3 protein-coding genes are annotated in these 10015 nt (G+C 46.6%); all 3 read left to right on the forward strand.

Annotated features, from left to right (window positions below):
* Positions 1 to 1032, forward strand: a complete 1032-nt coding sequence (locus tag ACFORK_RS17745; RefSeq protein ID WP_379201324.1) for a FecCD family ABC transporter permease — start codon at positions 1 to 3, stop codon at positions 1030 to 1032.
* A complete protein-coding gene (locus ACFORK_RS17750) occupies positions 1029 to 2036 on the forward strand; it encodes a FecCD family ABC transporter permease (RefSeq protein WP_379201326.1) in 1008 nt (335 codons plus the stop codon). The genes ACFORK_RS17745 and ACFORK_RS17750 overlap by 4 nt, the downstream gene beginning before the upstream one ends.
* A 504-nt stretch (positions 2037 to 2540) precedes the next feature.
* Positions 2541 to 10015: Ig-like domain-containing protein (locus ACFORK_RS17755; RefSeq protein ID WP_379201328.1), on the forward strand; the 7475-nt coding region annotated here is incomplete at its 3' end.

Genomic DNA, 10015 nt, shown 5'->3' on the forward strand with positions numbered 1-10015 from the left:
ATGAGAAAAGTTGAGATTCCAATGAGAGATAAAAAACGTTCAGTCCCCTTTTTCTATAAGCTCCTTGGCAGTGTGCTGGTGCTCATCGTCTCCTTTGCTATTTCGATGGTATTGGGAGCTAAGGAAATAACGCTGCATGATCTTTGGCTGGCGCTAACTTCCTCGGGTGCGTCCAGTGAGAATGTTCTCATCCTGCGTGAAATTCGTATGCCACGTGAACTGGCTGCGATGCTGGTCGGTGCCGCTTTTGCGGTATCCGGCTCCATCATGCAAGGGGTAACTCGTAATCCACTCGCGGATCCTGGTCTGCTGGGTTTGACCTCCGGAGCGAATATGGCCCTGGCTGTGACCTTTGCATTTCTTCCGGGAGTGGGCTACTTCGGAATTATGCTGGCCTGTTTTATCGGTTCTGCATTAGGTGCGGGTCTAGTCATTGGACTTGGTTCCGTGCGTCAAGGAAAGCTGTCTCCTATCCGCATCGTGCTGGCAGGAGCAGCCATTTCCGCCTTTCTGTATGCTATTGCAGATGGCATCAGTATTCTTTTCAAAATATCCAAGGATGTCTCGATGTGGACCGCTGGGGGATTAATCGGCACGACATGGGGACAGCTTCAGGTGATCACGCCTGTTATTGTAATTGCGATTGTGGTGGCTGTTATGTATTCCAATCATTTAACCATTCTTAGCCTAAGCGATGAAATTGCAATGGGACTGGGGCAAAAGCTCGTGCGGGTCAAATTGATCCTGTTCACTCTGGTCGTTTTGTTGACGGGGGCAGCGGTAGCACTTGTTGGTAACATTGCCTTTCTAGGGCTGATGATTCCACACATTGTCCGCATGATCGTTGGCACTGATTACCGGTACATCCTGCCGTTCTCCGTGTTTGCTGGTGCCAGCTTTATGCTATTGGCCGATACGCTCGGCCGTACCATACATGCGCCTTATGAGACACCGATGGCAGCTATTGTAGCGATGGTGGGCTTACCCTTCTTCCTGTTTGTCGTGCGTAAAGGAGGTAAAGCACTCTCATGACATTGTCCGCTCTTGTTCGTAAACAACGTCTTATTATTCTGATCAGCCTGTGTCTTATTGTCCTGACCGCAGTAATCAGTATGGGCGTAGGCTATTCCTCATTGTCTTTTAACAGGCTGATCCCTGTTTTATCAGGTCACGGCACATTTAAAGAGGATTTTGTTCTGTTCTCTGTCAGATTGCCCAGAATTTTGATTACCTTGCTGTCGGGGATGGCCTTGGCATTATCCGGGTCGATTCTGCAAAGTATTACCCGCAATGATCTGGCCGATCCGGGCATCATTGGTATTAATTCCGGGGCCGGCGTAGCCATTGCGATCTTCTTCCTGTACGTCCCGGTCAAAGCTGGGTCATACGTATATATGCTGCCGCTCGTGGCATTTCTGGGGGCCTTGATCACAGCCATACTTATTTATGTATTCTCCTACAGCCGGTCACGAGGTCTTGATCCGACTCGTCTGATATTGGTTGGGGTAGGCTTCTCTCTGGCTTTGTCAGGGATTATGATTGTAATCATTTCTTCGGCGGAACGCTCTAAGGTAGATTTCATTGCAAAATGGATCGCGGGGAACATCTGGGGGACAGATTGGCCGTTTATATGGGCTTTACTGCCGTGGTTAATTCTTCTAGTTCCGTTCACACTGTTCAAATCCAGACAGCTTAATCTGCTCAATTTGAGCGAGGCTTCTGCGATTGGCGTCGGTGTCCATCTGGATCGGGAGCGCCTGCTTCTTATCGTAGTGGCTGTTGCTGCGGCAGCATCTGCAGTATCGGTCACCGGAGGGATTGCTTTCATCGGTCTGCTGGCTCCGCATATTGCCAAAGCACTGGTCGGACCGCGAAATCAATTATTCATTCCTGTAGCAGTGCTGCTTGGCGGATGGTTGCTGCTGTTAGCCGATACAGTCGGACGCAATCTGGTCGACCCCGACGGTCTTCCGGCAGGCGTCATGGTATCACTGATTGGAGTTCCATATTTCGCTTATTTGCTGTTAAAAAAATAGGATTGACGTATGCCGCCTCAGCTTATGCTGAGGCGTTTTTTTATAATTGTAGAAACAAGGCTTTGGTGCCGAGGCTTTCGTGAGCTTTATGTAAGAGGAAAATTATAACTATACGAGGTTTTTGTAAACTGAAAATTGGTGGAGCAAGGGAATCGTCAGATTCTCAGGCTTCACCTTTTTTGCTGTTTGTTCGCAGAAAGCTTTATGGATCAATATTCCATAAACATCGTGAAAATATTAGATGTCTCTTTCTATTATGATTAGATTTTTTCTGTTTACATTGAGGTTACAATAATTTAATATATCACTTACAAAAGTTAATATAATTAATAATGTCAGCTGGATTGTTCGGATGCAGTTGGACCGATTACAACAGCGGGAAGAGGGATGCTTATTGATTAATTGTCTAACCCCTTGGTGTTAAGGAAAATATCATCATTTGCGGAACGTTTTTTAGCTACATATGACATTAAGAATAGGGGTTTTGCTTAAGTGTTTAATTTAATGAGTAAGTACAGGAAATGGATCAGCGCTGCCTTGATTGTGATGATTCTAGCTGTAACCGTACTGCCGAATAGTGGGGTAGTCAAGGCGGATGCTGCAGCGCCGGAGATTGTCGCTGGCTGGACTTTTTCAGCGACTAATTTGGACACTGCGAACAGCGGTATTGCTTCCAATAATAATATCGCCAAGTTGAAGTTAAGTAGTGATAGAAAAGCTACTTATTCAGCAGCAGGCAACACGATATACAAGGACGGCTGGGCTTCCGGAGAATACTGGGAGGCACAGCTTAGTACATTAGGCTACTATGACTTGAAGCTCTCTTCCAAACAGTATGGTACGAGCACTGGGCCAAGAGATTTTAAGATTCAATATAGTCTCAACGGTACGGATTTCTCTGATGCTTCCGAAACATATATCTTAACCAGTACGATCGCGCAAAAAGATTTTGATCTGCCAAAAGCCGTAGAGAATCAGCCTACGGTATATATCCGTTGGTTAAACAACTCTTCAGCAGCGATTAATAATACAGGAACAACAGCTCCTGTGAATGGCAATAGCCGGATATCGGATATTGTTGTTAAAGGTTCGCAGCAGCCAGCCGGTCCTGTCAGCGTAACAGGCGTTGCACTGAACACGGGTGCTCTTGCTCTTTCTACAGGTGGAAAAGGAACGTTGACGGCAACGGTCCAGCCAGCGAACGCAACCGAGCGTTCTGTCACTTGGACCTCCAGTGATGCAACGGTTGCGACAGTGGATAATGGCGTTGTAACAGGCGTGAACGAAGGTCATGCCACGATTACAGTGACCACTGTTGATGGTAGCTTCCAAGCTGCGGCAGAGGTCGATGTAACTGCCGGACCCGTTAAAGTAACGGGTATTGCGTTGGATAAAACCAATGTTAACTTGACGGTTGGAGCCACTGATCAATTGCTTGCAACGATTCAGCCTTCAACTGCTGCCAACAAGCAAGTAGCCTGGACTACTTCGAACGCGTCAGTTGTGACTGTGGATGCTCAAGGAAAATTGAAGGCTATTGCACCGGGAACAGCCGTTATCATCGTTACTTCACAAGATGGTGCTTTTACTGCCACGTCATCGGTGAATGTGACTACAGCCAAAACGGCAGATCCGGTAGCTTCCAAAATCACCTTGTCTACCCTGACTAATGCTTCGGGTACTGCGGGTGCCGTAGCTGGCAACTCATCCGTCAAGTTGTATTTTGCGGATGACACACTTGCGGGAACAACGACAGCTGCTGCGGACGGATCGTTTACGCTTGCGTTCCTCAATCCAGCTTCGAAAAGTTCCTTCTACATTGTAGCGCAAGAAAATGCTAAGGACCCGAGTAATAAGATCGCGCTGAGCTTCTCTGGGAGCAACTACAAGCCTGGAGATGTTGTGTTCAGTCAAATCTATGTAGGCGGCGGTAATGGCGGCGCGTTCTACAAAACAAAGTTTTTTGAATTGTACAACACGACAGATCAGGATATTAACTTCAACAATCAGTGGGCCATTGGTTATACTTCCGCTACTGGGACAAGCTTTAGCGCCGGAACGAAGCTGACCGGTGTCATCAAAGCTCATGGATATTATCTTGTTGCAGGCAGCACGGGTGCAACAGGTAAGGATCTGCCAGTTAAAGAGGATCAGACTACAACGATTAATCCAAGTGCATCTACTGGTGGTATTTTGGCCATTACGAACAGCACGACTGCAATAAGCAGTCAAGATGATCCGAAAGCCATCGACATTGTTGCTTTCGGTAATGGAACGAACCCAAGCTTCACCATGAAAACGGATCATTGGGGTTCGCCGTTCTTTACCACCAGCATTTCAAGCGGGACACTGCTTCGCAAGACGGACCTTGGTTCCGATCCGCGAGGAGTTTTTGGCCTGCGCAATGGTTACTTCACCAAGAATCCTTTAAATGATTTCGTATTGAACTCTCCTGGCAGTACCGCCAATCCGGACGAGGTCGTGATTAGAACTTCGAAATCTATGGTTTCACCGGATGCTTCCAAAATTCGCTTCGTGAATGCAGGCGGAACTGGAAATGTAACAGGTACCGCAGGTGCAGTACCGAGTGCATCGTCGGTAAGTGCATATTTCCTGAACAATGGAACGTTGACACCGGCAGGACAAGCCACTGCGGGAGCAGATGGTGCCTTTGCACTGAATGTTACTAACGCAGGACAAAACCAAACGGTATATGTAACGCATAAGGATTTGTCCCAACCAACGCCTAAAGACAGCGCCTATGCGCGTGTCGATATTGCAGGTAATCCGGCAGCAGTGCTTCCAATCACAGCTCTTCGTGCAAACGATGACAAGGGATTCCTGCTGAATGTGGGATATGAAACGACTATTGAAGGTATTGTGACCTCCGCTAACCAAGCCTTGGGAGCAGAGAAAACAAGCTTTTACGTACAAGATTTAACAGGCGGGATTCAAGTCATTGGTGTGCAGGACTCTTCCTCCATCGCGCCGGGCACTAAAGTAAAGGTTGCCGGTAAGCTGGTGTTTGTTGCCGGGGCGACTCAACTGGTTGCTGGGACGATTACGACTGAGGGTATGGAGGCTGTGCCAACTCCAGCTATTGTCAAATTGGATGCTATGAGTGTCTATGAGAAGGCTGAGGCACTTGAAGGCAAACTGATTTCCTTCAGAGGTAAGGTAACCAATATTCCATCAGAGGGACCTGACTATAATGTTACGGTTGCTGATGATGAAGGTAATACAGCTGTCGTGAAGATTATGAAATCTACGGGGATTGACATCAATAGTGCTTTGTCCCTGGGAGATGCGTATAACTTCACTGGTATTGCTAGTCAATCGAAGTTAGTATCGCCTTACACAAGCGGATATTTTATCCTGCCGAGAAATGCTGCCGATATCAAGGGGGATTTGCAGTTTAATCACGTTCCTTTGACTAAGGCTTACACCGGTCTGGATGTGTCGATCAAAGCTTCGGCGAAGTATGCAGACTCCGTGACTCTTTATTATAAAAATGAAGGGGACTCGTCGTACCAATCCATTCCTATGGAAACGGCCGACAAAGTCAATTACAACGTCAAGATTGATAAAGCTAATGTGAAGACAACTAAAATCTACTATTACATTGTGGCTGAAAGTGCTGGACAAGAGCCTCGCAAATCTGGTGACGCAGCTACCCCTAACGCGGTAGAGATTGTTGAGGATAAAGATGGTCCAGAGTATGCGGATGAGCTTCCGGCGAATATGGACACCATTGAGACGAACCATCCGGTTGTATCCATAGATTTGGACGACCCGAATGGAGTGGATGTTTCCTCACTGAGTATCTCTATTGACGGTAAGGATTTTACAGCCAAAGCAGTCAAGTCCGAAACTCAAATCAAGCTTACACTGACTAGTGAAGATGATTTGGCTGTGGGCGTACACACTGTTGTAGTTAGCGCGAAGGATAAACTGGGCAACCTTTCGTCAACGAAATGGTCGTTCGAGATTATTCAAAGATTTACAGGCGGTAACCATTACCGGGGAACGACACATAACCATACGAATATATCCCATGATGCCAAAGGTACTCCTGAAGATGCTTTGAAAGCGGCGGAGTTCTATGGCTATGATTACTTTGCTTTCTCTGATCACTCACACGATATCGACTCTAGTCTGACTGGTACGGACACGGTTGATCATAACGGCATGCCTGAACGTAAAGGTGGATCGGATTGGCAGTTGACCAAAAATCTGGCCAATCAATACACCAAGGACGGTAGCTTTGTTGTGTTCCCTGCCTTTGAAATGACATCGACCACTTGGGGACATTCCAACGTGTTTGGAACAACCAATTTTATCGATCGCGTTCAAAATGGTGGTAAGTATCAGAACCTGCAAAATTATTATGCATGGACACTGACCTATGATAATATCGTGGCGCAGTTTAACCACCCGGCTATGTCGGCAAATGCTTTTGACAATTTCATTCCTTATGATAAAAATGTCAATAGACTCTTCACGATGCTTGAAGTAGGTAATGGTTCCGGTAACTATTCTTATGTCAATGCTGAGAATAAATTCTTCAGCGCACTTGATTTGGGCTGGCATGTAGCTCCAACCTATGGCGAAGATAACCATGATGGAACCTGGGGAAAAACGAAGAAGCGGACGATTATCGTAGCTAAAGATCTGTCTCAGGAATCTCTTTTGGAAGCTATGCGCAAAATGCGTGTCTACTTCACTGAGGATCCGAATTTCACGCTAGATGTACTGGCGAATGGTTATTACATGGGGTCCACAGTAGATTCCAAGAATTTGAAGTTTGATATTAAAGGTAGTGATCCGGTTCTAGAGAGTGCTACCGATCCAAAATACAGCTACCTGAAGACACCTTCAGACGATAATATCGCGAAGGTTGAGCTAGTAACAAACGGCGGACGAGTAATTGATAGTTATATCCCTAAGGACAGCTCCACTTCCTTCAGCTGGAGTCCTAACGTCAATGTATTGGGTGGACAGCAGTGGTTCGTTGTTCGAGTAACGCAAAAAGATGGCGATCGAATCTATTCTTCACCAATTTGGTCGCAAGAAGATCCGTTGGCTGTAAGAGTGAACGATCTGTCAATCGTAGAAGGAGCGGCAATCGCAGGCAATCCGGTAACCCTGAAAGCAGGGATCTCCAATATGGGTACGATTAACCTGAAGAATATTACCGCGCATTTCTACTATGACAGCATTGATGCACAACATCTGATTGGAGATGCAGAAATTCCTTCGTTAGATTCCAATCAAAATGTTAATGCAAGTGTCATCTGGGCAAATCCTGTAGCCGGTAATCACAAATTGATTGTCGTGTTAGCGTCAAATGACGGTATTGACCTAGGTGATAACAGGTATGAACAGATAGTTGATGTTAAAGCACCGCTCGGCATTACGCTGATGATCGATGCGACTCATAAGAATGAGAACACATCAACAGATACAGGTACGTATGCTAAGAACCTGACAGACATGACCCTGAAACTCAAGCAGCAGGGCTACACAGTTGTAGAGAATACCACTGCTTTGTCTGATCAGCTTCTGAATAATGTAGGCGTGTTGATGGTGACTCACCCTAGCACTGAGTATTCCGCGAGCGAGATTGATGTCATCAAAAACTTCGTTAATCGTGGCGGTTCTCTATTGCTAACGGAGAAGAGTAATTTCGGTGGAACACAGCAGACAGTGAACTCTCTGTTGAAGGGTGTAGGCTCAAGCATTTTGGTCAATAACGACGGGGTGTTTGATGAGACGCCAGCAGGAAACTTCTGGTCCACTCCATTGACCTCTAACTTCTCAGTACGTCTTCACTTAAAACCGGTAAGCAACGGACTAACCGATTTTATCTCGTTGCTTGATTTCTATAGTGGTGCGAGTCTGGCCGCGAATGACGGTTCAGGGAATAAAGTTCCTCTTACCAATAGTAGTACAGTGACTATTCTGGCTACAGGAAATGAATCGACTTTCCAGGATGCACCGCAATTGAAACCTGACACCGTTTCGTATAACGTGTATACGGCCAACGGTAAAAATGGTCCGGCTTTGTTAGATGTAACAGGCGGTAGCAAGATTCCGCTTCTAGCTTCGGAGCAACTCGGCAAAGGCCGCATTTTTGTAGCTGGTATGAACATATTTAATGACAAGCAGATGACCCAGAACGACGGGCCTACCAACAATGCTCCATTAGCATTGAAGGTCGTTAATTGGCTGGCTAATCGTGAAACCAAGGTAACACCAATCGCGGAGGTTCGTAAGCTTCCAGAAGAAACAAATGTAGTTATCCAAGGTAAAGTCACGACGACTGCCTTCTATGATTCAGCCTTTATTCAGGATGAAACTGGCGGCGTTGTAGCCTTCAACGATGTTCCAGACGGCGCGCTTCAACTTGGAGACACAGTACGTGTATACGGAAAAATCGGTTCATTCGAAAATGAAAAAGAACTTATCTTTGACAGATTCGATAATAGCATTGTAAAGGTTAGCTCTGGGCCACCAGTTGAGCCGAAATTGGTTAGTACAGCTGCTTCTGTCTCAGATGAATACCAAGGACAGCTAGTACAGGTGAAAGCTAAGGTAGTTGATATTCTTGATGAGAGCACGTACATCCTCAATGACGGCTCTGGACCAGTTACTGTATTTATAGACGGGTATATCGTCAACAAGACTGGGGAAGTTGCACCGATCAAAGTTGGAGATACGCTACTGGCCACGGGCTTGAGTGGTAAGTACTCCAAGGGAGACCGGATCCGTGTTCGTGACACGAAGGAACTGATCGTGGACAAAACGAACATCCCAGTAACTGGCGTGACAATGAAACCAGCTACACTGAACTTAAAAGTCGGTGAGAGCGGACAGCTTGAAGCGGTATTTGAGCCTGCTACGGCGAACAACAAAGCTGCAACTTGGAGCACAAGCAACAGCGAAGTAGCAACTGTGGATGCCAGCGGTAAAGTCACTGCTATTGCGGAGGGAACAGCCACTATCACAGTCAAGACTGAAGATGGCGGATTCCAAGCAACAAGCGAAGTAACGGTAACACCGAAGGTTACTCCAGTAACGGGTGTAACCCTGGATAAAGCAACGCTGAATCTGAAAGTTGGAGAAAGCGACGAGCTTAAAGCGACCGTAACTCCTGATACGGCAAGCAATAAAACCGTAACGTGGAGCACAAGCAACGCTGACGTAGCAATTGTGGATGCCAGTGGTAAAGTCACTGCTATTGCGGAAGGAACAGCAACCATCAAAGTAACAACTGAAGATGGTAAACTCGAAGCAGCGAGCGAAGTAACGGTAACACCGAAGGATTCCAGTGGAGAAAATACTCCGGTAACGGGTGTGACGCTGGATAAAGCAACGCTGAATCTGAAAGTCGGCGAAAGTGATGAGCTTAAGGCGACCGTAACTCCTGATACGGCAAGCAATAAAACCGTAACGTGGAGCACAAGCAACGCTGACGTAGCAATTGTGGATGCCAGCGGTAAAGTTACTGCGATTGCGGAAGGAACAGCCACCATTACAGTTACGACTGAAGATGGTAAATTCGAAGCAACGAGCAAAGTAACGGTAACACCGAAGGATTCCAGCGGAGAAAATACTCCGGTAACGGGTGTGACGCTGGATAAAGCAACGCTGAATCTGAAAGTCGGCGAAAGTGATGAGCTTAAGGCGACCGTAACTCCTGATACGGCAAGTAATAAAACCGTAACGTGGAGCACAAGCAACGCTGACGTAGCAATTGTGGATGCCAGCGGTAAAGTTACTGCGATTGCGGAAGGAACAGCCACCATCAAAGTAACAACTGAAGATGGTAAATTCGAAGCAACCAGTGAAGTAACGGTAACACCGAAGGATTCCAGTGGTGAAAATACTCCGGTAACGGGTGTGACGCTGGATAAAGCAACGCTGAATCTGAAGGTTGGAGAAAGCGACGAGCTTAAGGCGACCGTAACTCCTGATAC

The sequence above is a fragment of the Paenibacillus sp. GCM10012306 genome, assembly GCF_042649265.1.
Lineage (GTDB): Bacteria > Bacillota > Bacilli > Paenibacillales > Paenibacillaceae > Paenibacillus_AQ.

Coding starts and splice junctions, on each gene's coding strand:
- ACFORK_RS17745 (WP_379201324.1), top strand. CDS start 1: ATGAGAAAAGTTGAGATTCCAATGAGAGATAAAAAACGTTCAGTCCCC.
- ACFORK_RS17750 (WP_379201326.1), top strand. CDS start 1,029: ATGACATTGTCCGCTCTTGTTCGTAAACAACGTCTTATTATTCTGATC.